The following is a 16,843-nucleotide window of genomic DNA, read 5'->3' on the forward strand; positions in this document are numbered from 1 at the left end:
GGTTTTTAGATGTTTTCAAAACAGCGTGAAATAAAAAGACGTCTACGCATTCTCGATCATGCAAAGCAAACTGGAAATGTTGCTCGAACATGCCGTTATTTAGGGATAGGAAGGGCGACATTCTATCGCTGGAAACGACGGTCTGGTTGACGTCGGTTTCAACAAACATCTAAGGATCAACAAGAGCAAACATTTCGCATCAATAGGCATCCGCATCAAGGGGATCGAAACCTTCTGGATCTTCACGAAACGCCGACTCTCTAAGTTCAACGGGATGAAGAAACACTTTGAACTTCACCACAAAAAATGTGAATGGCGGTATGGTAAATCGACTGATCAGTTACGCCATGAATTGTGGAAAATGATCGTTGATAATAAAAAGTGCTAGTCTAGAGCTTACACAAAATTATTTACAGGCCCCGTTTTGACGTATTCACTACCCTCAGTTACATTTACGGGGAGTTGTTTAAGTTGGCTCGGATTACTCGGGCACTAGATATAAATATTTGCAGCAAGGCTTTTGATCTTTCCTAGGACGCCCCACTTTATTGTAAGGGGAATAGCTAATACATGGGCAAGAAAAGCCAAAAGACTCTTTCCTCTGAAGATTCATCCCAAGGGAAATCCCTGGGAGAAGTTCACAGTAGCGTCAAAACCGAGCATCCAAATCTTTTCAAACGGATATTCGTGTTTGCAGGCCCGGCCTATCTGGTAAGCGTTGGGTACATGGACCCCGGCAACTGGGCAACAGATCTGGAAGGTGGTTCCCGGTTTGGTTATGCACTGATCTGGGTCATCCTGATGTCGAATGCCATGGCGGTACTGCTGCAGACCCTGTCAGCCCGTCTCGGCATTGTCACCGGAAAGGATTTGGCCCAGGCTTGTCGCTCGGAATATTCCAAGCCCGCCTCTTATGCTCTCTGGATTCTCTGTGAAATTGCCATTGCAGCCATGGACCTTGCCGAAGTCTTAGGGACCATCCTCGGCTTGAATCTGCTTTTTGGCCTCCCATTGCTCTGGGGGGCACTTATCACTCTATTCGACACCTTCCTGCTGCTAGCGATTCAGAGATTGGGAATTCGCAAAATGGAAGCGTTCATCGTTTCGTTGATTAGCGTCATTGCCGGGGGATTCATCGTTAATCTGTTTCTCGCCAAACCGGACTGGGGGGCTGCCGCTGCAGGACTGACTCCCGCTATCCCCGAAGGCTCGCTCTACATCATCCTCGGGATCATCGGGGCGACGGTAATGCCCCACAATCTCTATTTGCATTCCTCGTTGGTGCAGACCCGCAAGGTTTCCAGAATTGTCGATTCAAAAGAGCAGGCCTGTCGATTTAATCTGCTTGATTCTGCAATTGCGCTGAATGCGGCCTTTTTTGTCAACACGGCAATACTGGTGTTGGCGGCAGCCGTATTTTACCGACACGGAATTGTCGTCACCGAGATTCAACAAGCCGACAAGCTACTTGAGGAACTGCTTGGTTCTCAGGTCGCTCCGATCGCTTTCGGTCTGGCGCTGCTGGCTGCTGGACAAAGCTCGACCCTGACCGGAACACTCGCTGGGCAAGTCGTGATGGAGGGGTTTGTCAAAATCAGGTTACGTCCTGTCCTCAGACGGCTCATCACGCGCTCAATTGCCCTGCTTCCGGCTGTCGTGGTGATTTCCATTTCCGGAGATCAGGGAACTTACAAACTTTTGATTCTCAGCCAAGTTATTCTCAGCATGCAGTTGCCGTTTGCCATCATTCCGCTGGTTCACTTCACCAGCGATAAATTGAAGATGGGATCCTTTGCCAACAAAACCTGGGTCAAAATTCTCGCCTGGATAACGTCGGTCATCATCATCGGCCTTAACGGTAAACTCGTCTATGACCAGGTTTATGAATGGCTGACTGGAGGCTTATCGAACCTGTTTTCCTTCTTCGCCATTGCCCTGTCGCTAGCTATTGCCCTTTTTCTGGGGTATATCATACTCCGCCCCATTTTACGGGGCGAAAAGGGCTGGCAGGAAGAAGGTGCGAAGGGCACGGGTTCTTCTGCAATCATCGAAGCGATTGCCTCTCATCATACCAAGCACATTGCTGCGGCACTGGGGAGAGACGTGAATGACTCGGCCATCATCAGCCGCGCCCTTTCTCTGGCAAAAGCAGAAGGGGCTCTCTTAACCCTAGTGCATGTTGTTGATTCCGCCCCTGCCCACGTTTATGAAAGCGGTGTCTATGATGAGCATACCCGCGAAGATGAGCAATATCTTGAGGAGATTGCTGACGAACTGCAGTCCTCAGGGATGCCGGTAGAAATAGCTCTTCCTCATGGGCACCCGGCTCAGGAATTGATCAAGTTTGCAGAGAAACATGGTGTTGATTTGCTGGTTATGGGATCGCACGGGCATCGTTTGATAGGCGACCTGCTTTTGGGTGAGACGGTTGACCCAGTGCGGCATAAAGTGGAAATACCGGTATTGGTTGTACGATAAGATGCAGAATACACCGGTCAGGCCCCATTTCTTTTCCAGAATCCACTCTTTATTCTGAAAGCTTCTTGCGCTCCAAAAGATCGTTCTAAAATTCCTCGTCCGTTAAATTGACTGTCTCATATTTATAATTGTTTACAAATAGGTGAGTTTAGTAGTTAACCCCTCTATATTGGTGCTGTAAGCATGCAGCTTAATTTTCAACCCGGCTTCCTCCAGAACCTGCTGGAAGAAGGCCACATATTTGAGACCGAAACACATACTCCAAGCGGCACCACACACGGATCATCCAAAACCTTCATCTCTCTCCTTTACTTTGCAACCCGATCCGCAAAAAACCTCAGTATATCCCGGCGCTGGAAAACTTCAAATCGGTTGCCCCCCCCCTTTCTTCACATGAACGGCTCACAGTATAATGAATTAAAGGTAAAGTCGGACGCAGCATCAGGCGTTACCCTTGCGACTTTCGGCCTGAAGCCGCTGTTCGCAGAAAGGAAGGGCTTATGAACAGGACAGAATTTCAAGGAATGCGTCAGTTATTCGAGGACGGAAACATGATTTGGGTGGAAAATCAGCTCAACCATCTGAAGGGACGGGTGATCGGCTTCGAGCCAGACAAGATCGAAGTCGAGATCGACAAGCATTGTGAGCGATGGGATGTCAATGTCTGTTCCGAAATGACCCACGGTTACAAGATCAAGTACGATGAGGTTCTGAAGCATCCGCACGAATTCGATACCCATCTCGACTGACCGCCTGACAGCAGCGGGTTCTTATTTGCGAACCCGCTGCTACTGACGATTGCCGATCAGCGCCGGTCAAGAGGTGTGGATGTTTTTTTGGGGCTTTGCAAAAAGTAACAGGTGACAGTCTTCAGTGGCAGGAATCACTATCCGGCCCTGCATTGAAAGGGTAAAACTGTGTCCATTAAATAACATATGACAACGATTGTCTCCCGCTTGGGTCAACCAGCAAGCTCCCGCTAGGCAAACAACTCGGCAACCAATCTAAGTTCTCCCCCAGATCGAGCAGTTCATTTTTATTCAGTAAAATTTCCATAGCAACCTTCTCACATCGTTTGCTTATGTGCTTCATATTTAAGCGCACGCCATGTTTCCACGCCAGATACAGGGTGTTTCAATTGTGACCGGCAAGATAGCCTAAACAAAAACTATAACCATAGATGAACCACGGAACTGTATCTGACCCGCATATCGGTGAGGTGTTAAGACTGGCTAACTGATTGTGAGGGGGAGAAACCGATCCTCGACAGCACTGTCAAACCGGAAGGGTAATTGCCACTTTACGAAGAGGGAGACGGCAGGATCAGCTACCTGATCGAGCAGGACACCCAGCGCCCCGGCGACCAGGTCATTCGATCCGCAATCTGAGCAAACAGCTGCAGATCAACATCAACACGGTCAAAGAGGCCTACAGCCAGCTCAAGGATCGGCGGCTGCTTGAAGCCCGACCATAATCGGGCTAATTAAGTGCGAGCCCGCCTGCAGGAGTTACCGGCCGAACCGGTGCTCAAGCGGCCATCCATCAACCCGACCGAGGCTAACCTAGACAACGTCTGCCAGCTGGTGAGGTCCGACTTTCTCAATCCGAAATTGCTGCAGCTCGGCCACGCCATCCCTAATCCGCAACTACTACCGATCGAAAAGCTGAACCGTATGCTGAGTCGAGAGACCCGCTGCTACGCCTTCCAATCGGTTTCTTATGACCTGCCTTCCGGCAACCTGCGCCTACGACAGCAAATCGCCCAGCGGCGGCTCTCCGGCGGCATCTTAATCCCAGACCAGCTCGTCAATACCTTCGGCTGCTTCGAAGCGGTGGTATTGGCACTCCAACTGCTTTGTGAACCGGGTGACGCCATCGCCATCGAAACCCCAGTCTATTTCACGAAATTCCAGCCTGAGAAATCTCTCCCCGGCTGCATACTGGAGGAAATCGATCAGTCAGCAGGAAACTGCCTAACCAACGTTATGGTGTTCTCTATTGCGGTCCGACCTCATTTTACGTTTAATATATCTATTTTGATTGCGCCTAAATTTACACTTTTGGGATGGAAATAGGTGGAAAATAATCATTCTTAAGAGAATGTGTGCTGCGGCTAAAGGTTTTTAGGTTTCTGAAATTATAGAGATAATTCTATTTCGTATTTCCATGTGGCACTAAGGGTGAACAGTTCGAGACCCTCGCACAGCAACAATTCCTGCAAGACGAAGGATAGGACGAAATACAAGGGTATTTATTCAGCCACCCGATTCCGGCAGCTCAGTTTGCCGAGCTGTTGAGCAGCAATTCGCAGGCCACCAGATAGATCGTAACAATATAGTTACTTTTCAGCCGTCTCATGCTGGGTTAGTATACAAAATCACGTATACGCAATCCCAGCCTGGAGCGCGAATGTCCCAGCCGAGCCAAACAGAAACCTCAATTTATTCGCCCCGCCCCTGCCGACTGCTGTCGGTCAACAAGCTAACGCCGCAGGATAAACTGTTCCGCCTGCAATTGCGCGACGGCAGCGAACTGCAACATCAGCCCGGCCAGTTTATCCAGCTGTCGATCCCCGGCCTGACCGATGCGCCGCTTTCGGTGGCAAGCTCACCGACCCGCAACGGCTATTTCGAATTGGGCGTGCGCAAAGCCGGCATCTTGACCTCCGCCCTGCACCGGCTGCAGCCGGGTGAGCAGGTCGGTATTCGTGGCCCCTTCGGCCGACCTTTCCAATTGGATGACTTGCGCGGCAAACAACTGCTGTTGATCGCCGGCGGCTGCGGGCTCGCCCCGTTGCGCTCACTAATCCAGTACTGTCAGGATCGACGCGACGAATTTGCCACGGTGCAAATTTTTTACGGTGCCCGTTCGCCACAAGATATGCTGTTCCAACAGGACCTCTCCGCATGGCAGACCGGCGGCAGCTTCAACTGCCGCTACACCGTCGACAAAAAACCGGTCGACTCCTGTTTCGACGGTGAAACAGGGCTGATTACTAACCTGCTGAACGATCTGCAGATCGATGCGGCAAACAGCTGTGCGGTGATTGTTGGCCCGCCGACGATGTACCGACCGGTCATCTCCGCATTGCGCCGGCTCGGCTTAAACAGCGAAAAGCAGATCATGGTTTCCTTGGAACGGCAGATGCGCTGCGGCGTCGGCAAATGCGGCCACTGTACTATCGAGCACCTCTATTGCTGCCAGGACGGACCGATCTTCTGGCTGGAAGAGGTTGAACATCTGCGAGGGGCGCTATGAACGCCACCCTGACCACCTGCCCCTATTGCGGCACTGGTTGTAACTTCTACCTGCTGACCAACGCACATGGCAAACTTCGGGGGATCGAACCGGCCGGGCATCACCCGACCAGCCGCGGTCAGCTCTGTATCAAGGGCTGGAACGCTCATGCCTTTGTCGATCATCCAGAGCGCTTGACCGCACCGCAAATCCGCACCAACGGAGCATTGCAAACCAGCGACTGGGCAACGGCCCTCGACCTAGTACACAGCAGATTAACCTCGCTTGCCGAGCAGCACGGGCAGGATAGTTTGATGTTCCTCTCATCAGCCAAAGTCAGTAACGAAGAAAACTACCTGCTGATGAAGCTGGCACGTGCCGGCTACAGAACCAACAACATCGATCACTGCGCCCGGCTCTGCCACTCATCGACCGTCACCGGACTGGTCGAAACCCTCGGTTCCGGGGCGATGACCAACAGTCTGAGCTGTTTCGATGAGACCGAACTGATCTTCGTCATCGGCTCCAACACCACCGAACAGCACCCGTTGATAGGCAGCCGCATCCTGCAAGCTGTGAGGCGCGGCGCAAAACTGATCGTCGCCGACAGCCGCAAAATCCGCTTGGCAAAACACGCCGATCAGCACCTGCGCCACCAGAACGGCAGTGACGTTGCCCTTTTGAATGGCATGATGCAGCAGATCCTGCAGGACGGTCTGGAAGCGAGCGACTTCATCAACGATCGTTGCGAGAACCTTGCCGCCCTGAAAACTTCACTTGCCGCATACTCTCCTGAATACGTTGCCAAAATCACCGGCATCCTTCCGGAACAACTTGTCACTGCGGCACGTTTGTTCGCCAGTGTCAATAAAGCGATGATCATCTACGCCATGGGCATCACACAGCACAGTCACGGAGTCGATAACGTCCGCGCCGTCTCCAACCTCGCGCTATTGACCGGCAACCTCGGCCGACCCGGTACCGGCGTTAACCCGCTTCGCGGGCAGAACAATGTTCAGGGGGCCTGCGACATGGGTGCCTTGCCGAATGTTTACAGCGGTTACCAAAAAGTCAGCGACCCGGAGACGCGAGAAAAATTCTCGACCGCCTGGGGCGTAAGGCTGCCGGAAACGCCCGGTCTGATGTCGACCCATGCCATCGAGGCCGCAGCAGCGGGCAGGGTTCGCGGCATGTTGATTCTCGGCGAGAACCCGCTGCTCTCCGACGCCAATCAGGCGCTGGTGGAAAAGGCCCTGCGCAACCTTGAGTTTCTCGCTGTCATCGACATTTTTCCGACAGAAACCGCGCAATTGGCCGATGTTATCCTGCCGGCAGCCTGTTACGCCGAACGGGACGGCAGCTACACGTCGACTGAGCGACGGGTGCAGCGCGGCAGAAAAGCGGTCGACCCCCCCGGGCTGGCACTGCCCGACTGGCAGATCATCTGTCAGCTGCTGCGTCGTTGCGGCTTGCAGGCCGACTATGCCGCTCCGAGCGAGGTCATGAAAGAGATCGCCGCGCTCACCCCCATTTACGGTGGTATTGCCTATCCGCGGCTTGAACCGAACGGTTTGCAGTGGCCCTGCCCGAGCAGCGACCACCCCGGCACACCGATTCTGCACAGTGCCGGCTGCACACGCGGCAAAGGCCTGTTCAGCCCGGTTGCATACCGCCCGGCCAAAGAGCTGCCGGACGCGGCCTATCCTCTGTTTTTGAACACGGGGCGCAGCTACTTCCACTGGCACACCGGTAGCATGACCCGGCGCAGTCATCTGCTCGATCGAGAAGAACGTGCCGCTTTCGTTGAAATCAACCCGGAAGATGCGCAGAAGCTAGGAATTATCGAGCGCCAGTTGGTCAGAATCAGCAGTCGCCGTGGCGCGATTCGCTGCCGTGCGCAGCTGACCGACAAGGTGCCACCGGGGCAGGTGTTCATCCCCTTCCATTTTGCCGAGGGAGCCGCCAACGCTCTGACCAACAACGCCCTCGACCCGGAAGCGGGCATCCCGGAATTCAAGGTCTGCGCAGTGAGGGTTGAGCCATGTTGAAGCAATTGAACTACGACAATCTGCTGCAGCTGCTTGAAACGATCTCCACCGATTACGCCTTGCAGGTGCCGACCCTGCTAGCCGACGGAACCCGCCTGCTGGCCAACTACGGCAGTGGCGAACTTTCTCTGACCGGCCCGCCGCTGCAACGCAAACCGACCAGCGCGTTTTTTCCACAAACCGAACTGTTGCTGACCATCGATGTAGAAGGTCAGGTTCACCTTCCACAACCGGAAAAACCGGTGGCTCTGTTCGGCCTCGACCGAACCGATCTGGCTGCGCTCACTTTTCTCGACCGGTTTTTCTGTGCCCCACCCGCTGATGACATCTACCAGCGCAAACGGGACAGGGCGCTGATCATCAGCTTGACCGGCTCGGCCGGCCCGGAAAGGTCATTTCTCCCCCTGACGGAGGACAACTGCGATATCGAGATGAGCGCCGTCAACGGCCAGTACCTGGCTCTGGGCCATTCTGAACTTGGTCAAGGTTTTCTTGATGGCTTTGCGGACGGCGACCCGCAACAGTTGGAAGATTTGCGCCGGGAATCTGCCCAGCAGGTCAGCCCGGCAGAACTTCTTCAGCAAGCCAGCCGCCTGTTAAGCGAAGAGCGCGTACCGGATCGTTTCTGGAAAGAAATTGCCGATAAGTGCATCCTCTGTTCCGGCTGCAACCTGGCCTGCCCGACCTGCAGTTGCTTCGGTGTTCAGGACCGGCAATCCGGTCACGGAACGGAACGGAGCAGGGTCTGGGACTCCTGCCAGCTCGATGCCTTCATGCGGGAAGCGAGCGGTCACAACCCGCTCGGCAGCGAACAGCTCCGCACCCGCCGCCGGATTCATCACAAACTGGTTGCCGATGTGGAGCGCTGGGGTGAACTTGGTTGTGTCGCCTGCGGGCGGTGTGACCGGGCCTGCCCGGTCGGAATCGGGATGTTGGCGGTAGCGGAAGAGATCGTCAGGCGTTTTAACTGAACATTGCTTTACCTTTTGGGCAAACCAGCTCTTTGCTTCAACGGGTGGTGATATATTCGACCTGCGAGCTCTTGCCGTCGCGATTGACAATCTGTAAACTCAACTCCTTATCCTGACCGCTGTACGGGTAGCGGTAGTAGATCAGCGTGTTGCAGTTGACGTAGTTCAAGTAGTCGCCATGTCCCCGTAGCCGGGCACCTGCGGAACCCTGCATCACATCCCGCCCATGGATGATCCTTTGTTGCGGTGGCAGATCGCCAAACCCGCTCGGATACTCCCGCACCACTAGGGAGGAGTGGGGGTAAAAGTTTTTTCCTTCAATAATCAGCTGATAGGAACCGACGTAATCCTCCCCTTCACTGAGACTGAAAATTTTGGGGATATTGTTGAAATAGAGCGAATGCGGCAACGAGCGCTTGCCGTTCGGGTTAACCACCTGCAATCCGTAAATCCCGGCATCCAGCTGCGGCGCAACAAAGCTGATCGATTGGCTGCTATCGATACTGGCCGGCACTGCCGATCCGTTCATCAGCAGGTTCGCGCCCGGTTGGAAATCGCCGCCGCTGACCGTCACCAGCCGCTCCTCAGGGTTAGAGCATTCATTGACGTTAGTAGGATTAATATCGGTGATCCTGGGGGCAGGCAACTCGATATACAGGCTCAGACTTTGCGCTGCGGTGACCACCCCATCGGTCAGCTGCAGGGCATAACTCCCTTCCGGCAGTTGCGGGATCAGCAACTGCAGTTGTCCCTCACTGATCAGTTGCGGCTTCAATTCCTGACCACCGAGCAACACTTGTGTGGCTGCGGAAAATCCGCTCCCTAAAATCTGCACGTTTGCTCCCGTAGGGACAACGGCGGGATTGACCGCATGCAGCTGGAGTTCCGCAGCACTGCTGAGAGGAATTATCAGTAACCAGCAACAAAGGAAAAACGACAATCTCAAAGCCATCTGAGCCTCCTCTGCTTTTTTAACGGTTGTCTTCATTATAACCGGTGCGGAGTGCTGCTGCAGGGTTGCGCAACAAAGAGTAGAATAAAATTAAACCGGTACGAGAAGGAGAAATCAATGAACGAATTGCAAAGCCAAGCTTGCGAGCCCTGCCGCAAAGGCGCCCCTTTAGCCACTGATGCGGAAGTTGAAGAAAATTTAAGGCAACTCCCTGACTGGCAAGTGATTTCGGTTGATGGCATTCAGCGCCTGACGCGCAGTTATAAATTCAAAACCTTCCGGCAAGCCCTCGCCTTTACCAACCAAGTCGGCGAGCTCGCCGAGACCCAGCAGCATCACCCGGCGATCCTGACCGAATGGGGCAAGGTGACGGTCAGCTGGTGGACGCACAAGATCGGCGGATTGCACCAGAACGATTTCATCATGGCGGCCAAGACCGATCTACTGGTTGAGAATGTGTGACCACAATGCTTGCCGAACTTAACGGCTGACCTGAGGATCTGCCGAATATTAATTTATGCTGCAAGCAACGAAAGTTTTTTCGTATACCTTCCCACCGACCGGACAGTCGCTTGTTTAGCTACAGTTTCCAGAGTAGGCTAGGATATAGTCTCCCTTTTTATCGACTATCTCCACAGCGCGCGAGGTCATTGCATGCTCCTGGTCTTCTCTCTGTTGCAACAGATGTCGGTGTTCATGGTGATCGCCTACCTGTTCACCAAATCACCGGCGTTCCGCCCCTTGACTGCCGAGAACCTGCAGCCGCGGCAGAAGCTGATCCTCTATTTCGTGTTTTCCGCCTTTTCGATTTTGGGAACCTACTTCGGTCTCCCGGTCAGTGACGCCATCGCCAACACCCGCGCAATCGGAGCTGTGTTGGCCGGCCTGATCGGGGGTCCGGCGCTCGGGCTCGCGGTCGGGCTTACCGGCGGGCTGCACCGTTTTTCCCTAGGCGGCTTCACCGCCTTTGCCTGCGGCGTTTCGACCACCACCGAAGGTTTGATCGGCGGCCTGTTTCACCTCTACCTGATGCGTCAGCAAGGGGTCCGGGATGTCTTTAATCCGAAGATCGCTTTCGTTGCAACCCTACTGGCCGAGTCGCTGCAGATGCTGATTATTCTGGCTCTGGCACGACCGTTTGCCGAAGCGCTGGCGCTGGTCGAGGTGATCTCCCTGCCAATGATACTGGCCAATTCGGTTGGCGCCGCCCTCTTTATCAGTATCATGCGCGACCGCAAACAGATGGTCGATGAGGTCGGAGCGACCTTCTCCGCCAAGGCACTCAAAGTCGCCGAAAAGACACTGGGGCTGTTAAGTTGCGGGTTCAATGCCGAAACCGCTGGCGAGATGGTCGAAATCATCCGCGCAGAAACTGGCGTCGGCGCGGTGGCGGTGACCGATCGGGAAAAACATCTGGCCTTCTCCGGGGCCGGTGCCGACCATCACCTGCCGGGGCTCGCAATCGCTTCCGAATACGTGCGCCGGGCGATTCAACAGCATCGGGTGGTCTACGTCGATGGGATCAATGAGCCGTTCAACTGTCCCCACAGCCGAAGCTGCCCACTCGGCTCGGCGCTGGTCGTTCCGCTGGCGGTGCATAACGAGGTGCTCGGCACCATCATCCTTTTCGAACCGAAGACCAAGCTGTTTCTCAATAACAACCGCTCCCTCGGTGAAGGTCTGGCTAGCCTGCTGTCAGAGCAGCTGCTCCGCTCCCGTTACGAGAGCCAGCAGAACATGTTGACCAAATCGGAATTGAAGCTGGTGCAGGCCCAGGTCAACCCGCACTTTCTGTTTAATGCGCTAAACACCATCATCGCCATCATCGAACAGGACGCCCAACGGGCCAAGGAATTGACCCTGCACCTGTCCAACTTCTTCCGCAAGAACCTCAAGCGATCCGGCGACCTGGCGACACTCGAAGAGGAGCTGGATCACGTCAATTCCTACCTGACCATCGAGCGGGCCCGCTTCGAAGACCGGCTGGTGGTCGAGACCGAGATCAGCCCTGAGCTGCTGAGTATCAAGCTGCCGACCTTTACCCTGCAGCCGATCATCGAGAATTCGATCAAACATGGCATCTCGCAGATCTTCGGCACCGGCATCGTCAAGGTCCGGGCGGTACAGAGTGAAGGCCAAATCCGCATCGAAGTGGAAGATAACGCCGGGACTTACTGCGAAAAATTGCAAAGCGACGGATTGGGAATGAATCTGGTCGACAAGCGGATCAAAAACCTCTATGGCGACCAATACGGGATCTCGGTCGCCTGCGTACCGGAGGAAAAAACCTTGATCACCATCAGCGTTCCGCAAGGAGAACGGCCATGATCCGCTGTCTGATCATCGATGACGAACCGAACGCCCGCCGCGAACTGGAGAAGCTGCTGCTGGCGACTGGGAGGTTCGAAATTAACGGGCAGTGCGGCAACGCCGTCGAAGGGGTCAAAACGATCAACAAACAGCGGCCGGAGGTGATCTTCCTCGATATCCAGATGCCGGTGATCGACGGCTTCGAGATGCTCAGCATGATCGATCACGAAATCATGCCACAGGTGGTGTTCGTCACCGCTTACGACGAATTCGCCATCAAGGCGTTCGAAGAGAAAACCCTCGACTACCTGCTCAAGCCGGTGCGGGCCGAGCGCTTGGCGGTCACGGTGGAGAAACTGCTGGAGAGGTTGCGGGCCAACAACACCCCCGAGTACGATACCGCTCGACTGACCCGCATCCCCTGCATCAAGGGTGGGAACATCAAGCTGATCTCGGTCGCCGAGGTCGAATACGCCTTGACCGACATCAGCGGCGTTCATGTAGCGATAGCCGGACAGAGTTTTAATACCGACCTGACCCTTAAGGCACTCGAGGAACGAACCGAATTGGTCCGTTGCCACCGCAGTTACCTAGTCAATCTGGAGCAGATCGATCAAATCATCCCCGGCGAGAGTGGCGTAGCGGAAATCAAAACTCTCAGCGGGCAATTGCTACCCGTCAGCCGACGACATCTGAAAGAAGTGAAGAGGTTGATCGGCATTTAACAGCTAAACCATTCAACCCCGCCTATTGACCGTTTAGCAATCGATACGACCGCCGGCAGGTATCGGCTGGCAGATTGAATGACTCTTCCTTTAGGGTGAAACTAAAGCTAACCCATGAAGTGGAGGTGTCCCATGCTGTATTTCTTTGCCTGTATCGCGCTGCTGGTGATCGGGTACTTCTTTTACGGAACCCTGGTCGACCGCATTTTCGGCCCCGACCCGACCCGTCCTACGCCTGCCATCACCATGCAGGACGGTGTCGATTATGTTGAGATGTCGCCGCGCAAAATCTTCCTCGTTCAGCTACTCAATATCGCCGGACTGGGGCCGATCTTCGGTCCGATCCTCGGCGCGCTGTATGGCCCTTCGGCACTGATCTGGATCGTCATCGGCAGCATCTTCGGCGGAGCCGTGCACGATTATTTTTCCGGAATGTTGTCGGTCCGCTCCGGCGGCAAGAGCATCCCCGACGTGGTCGGCGGCCAGCTCGGCGGCGGCTTCAAGCAGTTCATGCGTCTCTTTTCCATCGTTCTGCTGCTCCTGGTCGGCGTGGTCTTCGTGCTCGGCCCGGCCAAGCTTCTCGGCAACCTGACTGGCCTCGCGGTCCCGGCTTGGGTGGCGATCATCTTCGCGTATTACTTCCTGGCCACCATTCTGCCGATCGATAAGATTATCGGTCGCCTCTACCCGATCTTCGGCGCGGTGCTAATCTTCATGGCGGTGGGTCTGAGCGTTGCCCTGATCGCCAAGGGATACCAGTTCTTCCCGGAAATGACCTTAGCCAACCTGCATCCGAAGGAATTGCCACTCTGGCCGCTGATGTTCATCACCATCGCCTGCGGTGCGATCAGTGGTTTCCACGCCACCCAGTCGCCACTGATGGCCCGCTGTATTGGCAATGAGAAGCATGGCCGCCCGCTGTTCTATGGCGCCATGATCGGTGAGGGGATCATCGCCCTGATCTGGGCGACTCTGGGGATGTCTTTCTACCAGGGTGCCGAGGCGCTCAACGCCGCCCTCGGCCAAGGTGGGCCGGCCTTTGTGGTCAACGAGATCTCCACCACCCTGCTAGGTCCGGTCGGCGGCCTGCTGGCGATCATCGGCGTGGTCATCCTGCCGATCTCCTCCGGCGATACCGCTTTCCGCAGCGCCCGGCTGATCATCGCTGATTTTGTCAACCTGCCGCAGAAGCAGGCGGTCAAGCGGCTGGCACTAGCGATCCCCCTGTTCGCCATCGGCTTCCTGGTTTCGCGCGGCGACTTCGGCGTGATATGGCGCTACTTCGGCTGGGCCAACCAAACCCTGGCGACCATCGTCCTCTGGGCCGGCGCGGCCTACCTGATCAAGGAAGCCAAGTGCCACTGGATCGCCACACTGCCGGCGACCTTCATGACCGCCGTCGCCGGCACCTACTTGGCTTACGCCAAGATCGGTTTCGGCCTGAAACTGCCGGTGGCCACCTCGATCGGTATTGCCGTGGCCGTGTTGAGCCTTGGCCTGTTCCTGATCAAGTTCCGCCAGCAACCGGAAGAGTTGCCGGAACCACTCGGGGAAAGCAGTGAAGCCTAAGTACGAGTCATCGCGACCGGAACATAAAAAAGCGGCCTTCCGATTCCGGAAGGCCGCTTTTCTTTCTGCTCTGCTCTGTGTCGATCAACCGAAGTAGCGCTTCAGGAGACCGGCGAAAGCCTGACCATGGCGGGCTTCATCCTTACACATCTCGTGGACGGTGTCGTGGATGGCATCCAGGTTAAGCTGCTTGGCCTTGGTCGCCAAGTCTTTCTTGCCCTGGCAGGCACCATGCTCAGCATCAACCCGGACCTGCAGGTTGGCTCTGGTGTCGGCCTGCAGAACGTCACCCAGCAGTTCGGCGAACTTGGCAGCGTGCTCAGCTTCTTCAAAAGCAATCCGCTTGTAGGCTTCGGCGATCTCCGGGTAGCCTTCACGGTCAGCCTGACGGCTCATCGCCAGGTACATACCGACTTCGGTGCACTCGCCGGTGAAGTTCATCTTCAGTCCTTCGATGATCTCTGGGTCGACATCCCTGGCCACGCCGATACGGTGCTCATCGGCCCAGGCCATGTCGCCGGCGGTTTGCTCAACGAATTTTTCCGCAGGAGCTTTACAGGTCGGGCAGAATTCCGGTGGGCAGGCCCCCTCATGAACATAACCACAGATGGTGCAGACAAATTTTTTCATCGGATCCTCTCCTTTTAAGTGACAGGCTTATTGGTTACCAAAACGGTCACGATTATACAGCTCTATTTTTTTGTGTCAAGAAATGTTTTCACACAAATAATTGTGACAACAGGAGCGATGAGAGTAGGATACTGCGGAAGACAAGAGATGCAAGCTGTTTGGAGAGCGTATGACTAGGGTCGGATTGGTATACCTGCTGCTGATCGGCAGCGCATACCTGCTGCTGACACTGCGTGATCGGCAAAAAACCGGGCAGTCCCTGAAAATGGCCGGAAAATCACTGCTGAAGATGATGCCACTGCTGGTGGCTGTGTTCGGGCTGGTGGGACTGTTTCAGGAATTTTTACCGGCAGAACTGGTCTCACGCTGGCTTGGGGAATCGAGCGGTCTGGTCGGGCTGCTGATCGGTGCGGGGGCAGGCGCAATAGCGATCGGGCCGCCGCTGGCCGCCTATCCGCTGGCCGGTTCGCTGCTTGATGCCGGGGCCTGGCCACCGGCGATCGCCGCCTTTATCGTTAGCTGGATTTCGGTCGGCATTATCACCATAACCTTCGAAGCGCAAATTTTCGGCGCGCGCTTTGCGCTGTTGCGCAACAGCATCAGCTTTGTCGCAGCGATGCTCTGCGGGCTTCTGCTTGGACTGCTGTTATGATTCGCCAGTGGTTACTGCTACTTACCGCGGGTCTCTATGGCTACGCCTTCTGGGCGTCCCCTGGGCGTACCGCCCATGCCTTACAGATCGGTGCAACCACCTTGGGTTCGGTCCTTCTGCTGATCATCTCGGTCTTCGGCTTGGTCGGCCTGCTGCAGGTCTGGATCAGCCGCGAGTTGATCGTCAAACTGCTCGGTCGCGAAGGAGGCGTTAAGGGCCTGTTGATTGCCACTTTCTGCGGCACGGTGTTGATCGGTCCGGCCTACATCATCTTTCCGCTGTTGATGAGTCTGCACAAGCATGGCGCACGCTGGGCGGTGGTGACGATCGTTTTGACCAGCTACGCGGTCAAAATTCAGATGATCCCGATCGAGGTCGGTTTTCTCGGTTGGCCGTTCTCCCTGGCCCGCGCGCTGATCACCATCGCGCTGGCAATCCCGACAGGCCTGTTGGTCGAAGCGTTTATGGAAAAACGCGGTCTGTAATGAGAGCGAGCAAGAACTTTCCGCTTCCGCGGAGTGCACAAACTGGCTAGACTGCCCAGCATGAACCTGATCCTGTTAGAAGAAAACGATTTTTCAGCGCCCCAGCGTGTCACTTTAAGAGACCGGCGTTTTCAGCACCTGCTGGCAACCGGCCAGTTACAGACCGGTAAACCCCTGAAAATAGGAATAATCAATGGGCGGATCGGTTCAGGCACCATCATCGTTTTCGATGAACAATCCCTCGACCTCGAAATCGAGTTACACCAGGCACCCCCGCCGCCATTGCCGGTCACTCTGCTGCTGGCACTGCCGCGGCCCAAAATGCTCAAACGGGTCTTGCAGGGGGTCACTTCGCTGGGGGTCAAGCAGATCTACCTGATCAACAGCTACCGGGTGGAAAAAAGTTTCTGGGGCAGTCCGCTGTTGCAAACCGAAAAGCTGCGCGAGCAGTTGTTGCTCGGGCTGGAGCAGGCACGCGACACCATTCTGCCGCAAGTGCACCTGCGCAAACGTTTCAAGCCGTTTGTCGAAGACGAGCTACCGGGGCTCTGCAAGGGTACAACCGCCCTGGTCGCACATCCGACCGCTGACAGGTTGGGGGCTCTGCAGCCGAACCGCCCAACAACCCTAGCGATAGGACCGGAAGGCGGCTTTATTCCCTACGAAATCAACAAACTGGCCGAATGTGGGTTTACAGCGATAAGTCTGGGCGAGCGCATTCTGCGGGTGGAAACAGCGGTTCCGGCGCTGTTGTCCCGTCTGTTGCCGGGCTGAGGGAGCTGGGGC

General features: G+C 55.3%; 17 protein-coding genes and 2 pseudogenes. 15 read left to right on the forward strand and 4 right to left on the reverse strand.

The features are described from left to right. Positions 1–9 precede the first annotated feature (9 nt). The 3 genes and pseudogenes from Q7J88_RS15485 to Q7J88_RS14420 all read left to right on the forward strand — a co-directional run bounded on the left by Q7J88_RS15485 (position 10) and on the right by Q7J88_RS14420 (position 2,478). Positions 10–150 carry a helix-turn-helix domain-containing protein gene (locus Q7J88_RS15485; RefSeq protein ID WP_369682050.1) on the forward strand — a complete coding sequence of 47 codons (141 nt, stop codon included), beginning with the start codon at positions 10–12 and terminating at the stop codon, positions 148–150. Then, positions 131–388: pseudogene (locus Q7J88_RS14415) on the forward strand (IS1595 family transposase); the annotation flags it as partial. The gene Q7J88_RS15485 and the pseudogene Q7J88_RS14415, both read left to right, overlap by 20 nt. A gap of 182 nt (positions 389–570) precedes the next feature. After that, a complete protein-coding gene (locus Q7J88_RS14420) occupies positions 571–2,478 on the forward strand; it encodes an Nramp family divalent metal transporter (RefSeq protein WP_303722936.1) in 1,908 nt (635 codons plus the stop codon). A 159-nt stretch (positions 2,479–2,637) separates the two neighbouring features. Here the strand turns inward: Q7J88_RS14420 and Q7J88_RS15490 are convergent. Beyond that, a pseudogene (locus tag Q7J88_RS15490) lies at positions 2,638–2,777 on the reverse strand (thiamine-binding protein); the annotation flags it as partial. Between the two features lie 201 nt (positions 2,778–2,978). Here Q7J88_RS15490 and Q7J88_RS14425 point away from each other — a divergent pair. Then, complete coding sequence (locus tag Q7J88_RS14425; RefSeq protein ID WP_303722937.1) at positions 2,979–3,227, forward strand: hypothetical protein; 249 nt, start codon at positions 2,979–2,981, stop codon at positions 3,225–3,227. Positions 3,228–3,293: 66 nt separating this feature from the next. On the opposite strand, the gene Q7J88_RS15495 is transcribed toward Q7J88_RS14425, so the two are convergent. Continuing rightward, positions 3,294–3,482 (reverse strand): DUF2917 domain-containing protein, encoded by a 189-nt coding sequence (locus Q7J88_RS15495; protein WP_369682051.1) that lies wholly within the window; start codon positions 3,480–3,482, stop codon positions 3,294–3,296. Positions 3,483–3,965: 483 nt separating this feature from the next. Between Q7J88_RS15495 and Q7J88_RS14430 the strand changes: the two genes are divergently transcribed. The 4 genes from Q7J88_RS14430 to Q7J88_RS14445 all read left to right on the forward strand — a co-directional run bounded on the left by Q7J88_RS14430 (position 3,966) and on the right by Q7J88_RS14445 (position 8,734). Next, positions 3,966–4,553, forward strand: coding sequence for a hypothetical protein (locus tag Q7J88_RS14430; protein WP_303722938.1), 588 nt, complete (start codon positions 3,966–3,968; stop codon positions 4,551–4,553). A 334-nt stretch (positions 4,554–4,887) separates the two neighbouring features. Further along, a complete protein-coding gene (locus Q7J88_RS14435) occupies positions 4,888–5,736 on the forward strand; it encodes an FAD/NAD(P)-binding protein (protein ID WP_303722939.1) in 849 nt (282 codons plus the stop codon). Further along, positions 5,733–7,763 (forward strand): formate dehydrogenase subunit alpha, encoded by a 2,031-nt coding sequence (gene fdhF, locus Q7J88_RS14440; RefSeq protein ID WP_303722940.1) that lies wholly within the window; start codon positions 5,733–5,735, stop codon positions 7,761–7,763. The genes Q7J88_RS14435 and fdhF overlap by 4 nt, the downstream gene beginning before the upstream one ends. Then, entirely contained in the window at positions 7,757–8,734 is a 978-nt protein-coding gene (locus Q7J88_RS14445; protein WP_303722941.1) for a 4Fe-4S dicluster domain-containing protein, read from the forward strand. Before fdhF ends, Q7J88_RS14445 begins: the two co-directional genes overlap by 7 nt. A gap of 37 nt (positions 8,735–8,771) precedes the next feature. Here Q7J88_RS14445 and Q7J88_RS14450 read toward each other — a convergent pair whose 3' ends face one another. Then, the gene (locus tag Q7J88_RS14450) at positions 8,772–9,686 is read right to left on the reverse strand and encodes an IPT/TIG domain-containing protein (RefSeq protein WP_303722942.1); all 915 of its coding nucleotides are present in this window, start codon (positions 9,684–9,686) and stop codon (positions 8,772–8,774) included. A gap of 117 nt (positions 9,687–9,803) precedes the next feature. Here Q7J88_RS14450 and Q7J88_RS14455 point away from each other — a divergent pair, with 117 nt between their 5' ends. The 4 genes from Q7J88_RS14455 (at position 9,804) to Q7J88_RS14470 (ending at position 14,290) form a co-directional block, all read left to right on the forward strand. After that, a complete protein-coding gene (locus Q7J88_RS14455; protein ID WP_303722943.1) occupies positions 9,804–10,148 on the forward strand; it encodes a 4a-hydroxytetrahydrobiopterin dehydratase in 345 nt (114 codons plus the stop codon). Between the two features lie 192 nt (positions 10,149–10,340). Continuing rightward, the gene (locus Q7J88_RS14460; RefSeq protein ID WP_303722944.1) at positions 10,341–12,014 is read left to right on the forward strand and encodes a sensor histidine kinase; all 1,674 of its coding nucleotides are present in this window, start codon (positions 10,341–10,343) and stop codon (positions 12,012–12,014) included. Continuing rightward, a complete protein-coding gene (btsR, locus tag Q7J88_RS14465; RefSeq protein WP_303722945.1) occupies positions 12,011–12,721 on the forward strand; it encodes a two-component system response regulator BtsR in 711 nt (236 codons plus the stop codon). Before Q7J88_RS14460 ends, btsR begins: the two co-directional genes overlap by 4 nt. A gap of 132 nt (positions 12,722–12,853) precedes the next feature. Beyond that, positions 12,854–14,290 carry a carbon starvation protein A gene (locus tag Q7J88_RS14470; protein WP_303722946.1) on the forward strand — a complete coding sequence of 479 codons (1,437 nt, stop codon included), beginning with the start codon at positions 12,854–12,856 and terminating at the stop codon, positions 14,288–14,290. Between the two features lie 84 nt (positions 14,291–14,374). On the opposite strand, the gene Q7J88_RS14475 is transcribed toward Q7J88_RS14470, so the two are convergent. Beyond that, entirely contained in the window at positions 14,375–14,920 is a 546-nt protein-coding gene (locus Q7J88_RS14475; RefSeq protein WP_303722947.1) for an NADH peroxidase, read from the reverse strand. Between the two features lie 169 nt (positions 14,921–15,089). On the opposite strand from Q7J88_RS14475, the gene Q7J88_RS14480 reads away from it, so the two are divergent. The 3 genes from Q7J88_RS14480 to Q7J88_RS14490 are packed head-to-tail and all read left to right on the forward strand — an operon-like array spanning position 15,090 to position 16,831. After that, a complete protein-coding gene (locus tag Q7J88_RS14480) occupies positions 15,090–15,572 on the forward strand; it encodes a permease (protein ID WP_303722948.1) in 483 nt (160 codons plus the stop codon). Then, complete coding sequence (locus Q7J88_RS14485) at positions 15,569–16,057, forward strand: permease (RefSeq protein ID WP_303722949.1); 489 nt, start codon at positions 15,569–15,571, stop codon at positions 16,055–16,057. The genes Q7J88_RS14480 and Q7J88_RS14485 overlap by 4 nt, the downstream gene beginning before the upstream one ends. Positions 16,058–16,117: 60 nt before the next feature. After that, positions 16,118–16,831, forward strand: a complete 714-nt coding sequence (locus Q7J88_RS14490; protein WP_303722950.1) for a 16S rRNA (uracil(1498)-N(3))-methyltransferase — start codon at positions 16,118–16,120, stop codon at positions 16,829–16,831. The last annotated feature ends 12 nt before the right edge of the window (positions 16,832–16,843 follow it).

Origin of the sequence: Malonomonas rubra, from assembly GCF_003247215.1 — a bacterium.
In the GTDB taxonomy this organism is placed as follows: Bacteria; Desulfobacterota; Desulfuromonadia; order Desulfuromonadales; family Geopsychrobacteraceae; genus Malonomonas; species Malonomonas rubra_A.

What these genes read in the sequence shown, in the direction of transcription:
- Q7J88_RS14485 (WP_303722949.1), top strand. Translation starts at nt 15,569, where the DNA reads ATGATTCGCCAGTGGTTACTGCTACTTACCGCGGGTCTCTATGGCTAC.
- Q7J88_RS14445 (WP_303722941.1), top strand. Translation starts at nt 7,757, where the DNA reads ATGTTGAAGCAATTGAACTACGACAATCTGCTGCAGCTGCTTGAAACG.
- Q7J88_RS14435 (WP_303722939.1), top strand. Translation starts at nt 4,888, where the DNA reads ATGTCCCAGCCGAGCCAAACAGAAACCTCAATTTATTCGCCCCGCCCC.
- Q7J88_RS14425 (WP_303722937.1), top strand. Translation starts at nt 2,979, where the DNA reads ATGAACAGGACAGAATTTCAAGGAATGCGTCAGTTATTCGAGGACGGA.
- Q7J88_RS14470 (WP_303722946.1), top strand. Translation starts at nt 12,854, where the DNA reads ATGCTGTATTTCTTTGCCTGTATCGCGCTGCTGGTGATCGGGTACTTC.
- Q7J88_RS14450 (WP_303722942.1), bottom strand. Translation starts at nt 9,686, where the DNA reads ATGGCTTTGAGATTGTCGTTTTTCCTTTGTTGCTGGTTACTGATAATT.
- btsR (WP_303722945.1), top strand. Translation starts at nt 12,011, where the DNA reads ATGATCCGCTGTCTGATCATCGATGACGAACCGAACGCCCGCCGCGAA.
- Q7J88_RS14455 (WP_303722943.1), top strand. Translation starts at nt 9,804, where the DNA reads ATGAACGAATTGCAAAGCCAAGCTTGCGAGCCCTGCCGCAAAGGCGCC.
- Q7J88_RS14490 (WP_303722950.1), top strand. Translation starts at nt 16,118, where the DNA reads ATGAACCTGATCCTGTTAGAAGAAAACGATTTTTCAGCGCCCCAGCGT.
- Q7J88_RS14460 (WP_303722944.1), top strand. Translation starts at nt 10,341, where the DNA reads ATGCTCCTGGTCTTCTCTCTGTTGCAACAGATGTCGGTGTTCATGGTG.
- Q7J88_RS14475 (WP_303722947.1), bottom strand. Translation starts at nt 14,920, where the DNA reads ATGAAAAAATTTGTCTGCACCATCTGTGGTTATGTTCATGAGGGGGCC.
- Q7J88_RS15485 (WP_369682050.1), top strand. Translation starts at nt 10, where the DNA reads ATGTTTTCAAAACAGCGTGAAATAAAAAGACGTCTACGCATTCTCGAT.
- fdhF (WP_303722940.1), top strand. Translation starts at nt 5,733, where the DNA reads ATGAACGCCACCCTGACCACCTGCCCCTATTGCGGCACTGGTTGTAAC.
- Q7J88_RS14480 (WP_303722948.1), top strand. Translation starts at nt 15,090, where the DNA reads ATGACTAGGGTCGGATTGGTATACCTGCTGCTGATCGGCAGCGCATAC.
- Q7J88_RS14420 (WP_303722936.1), top strand. Translation starts at nt 571, where the DNA reads ATGGGCAAGAAAAGCCAAAAGACTCTTTCCTCTGAAGATTCATCCCAA.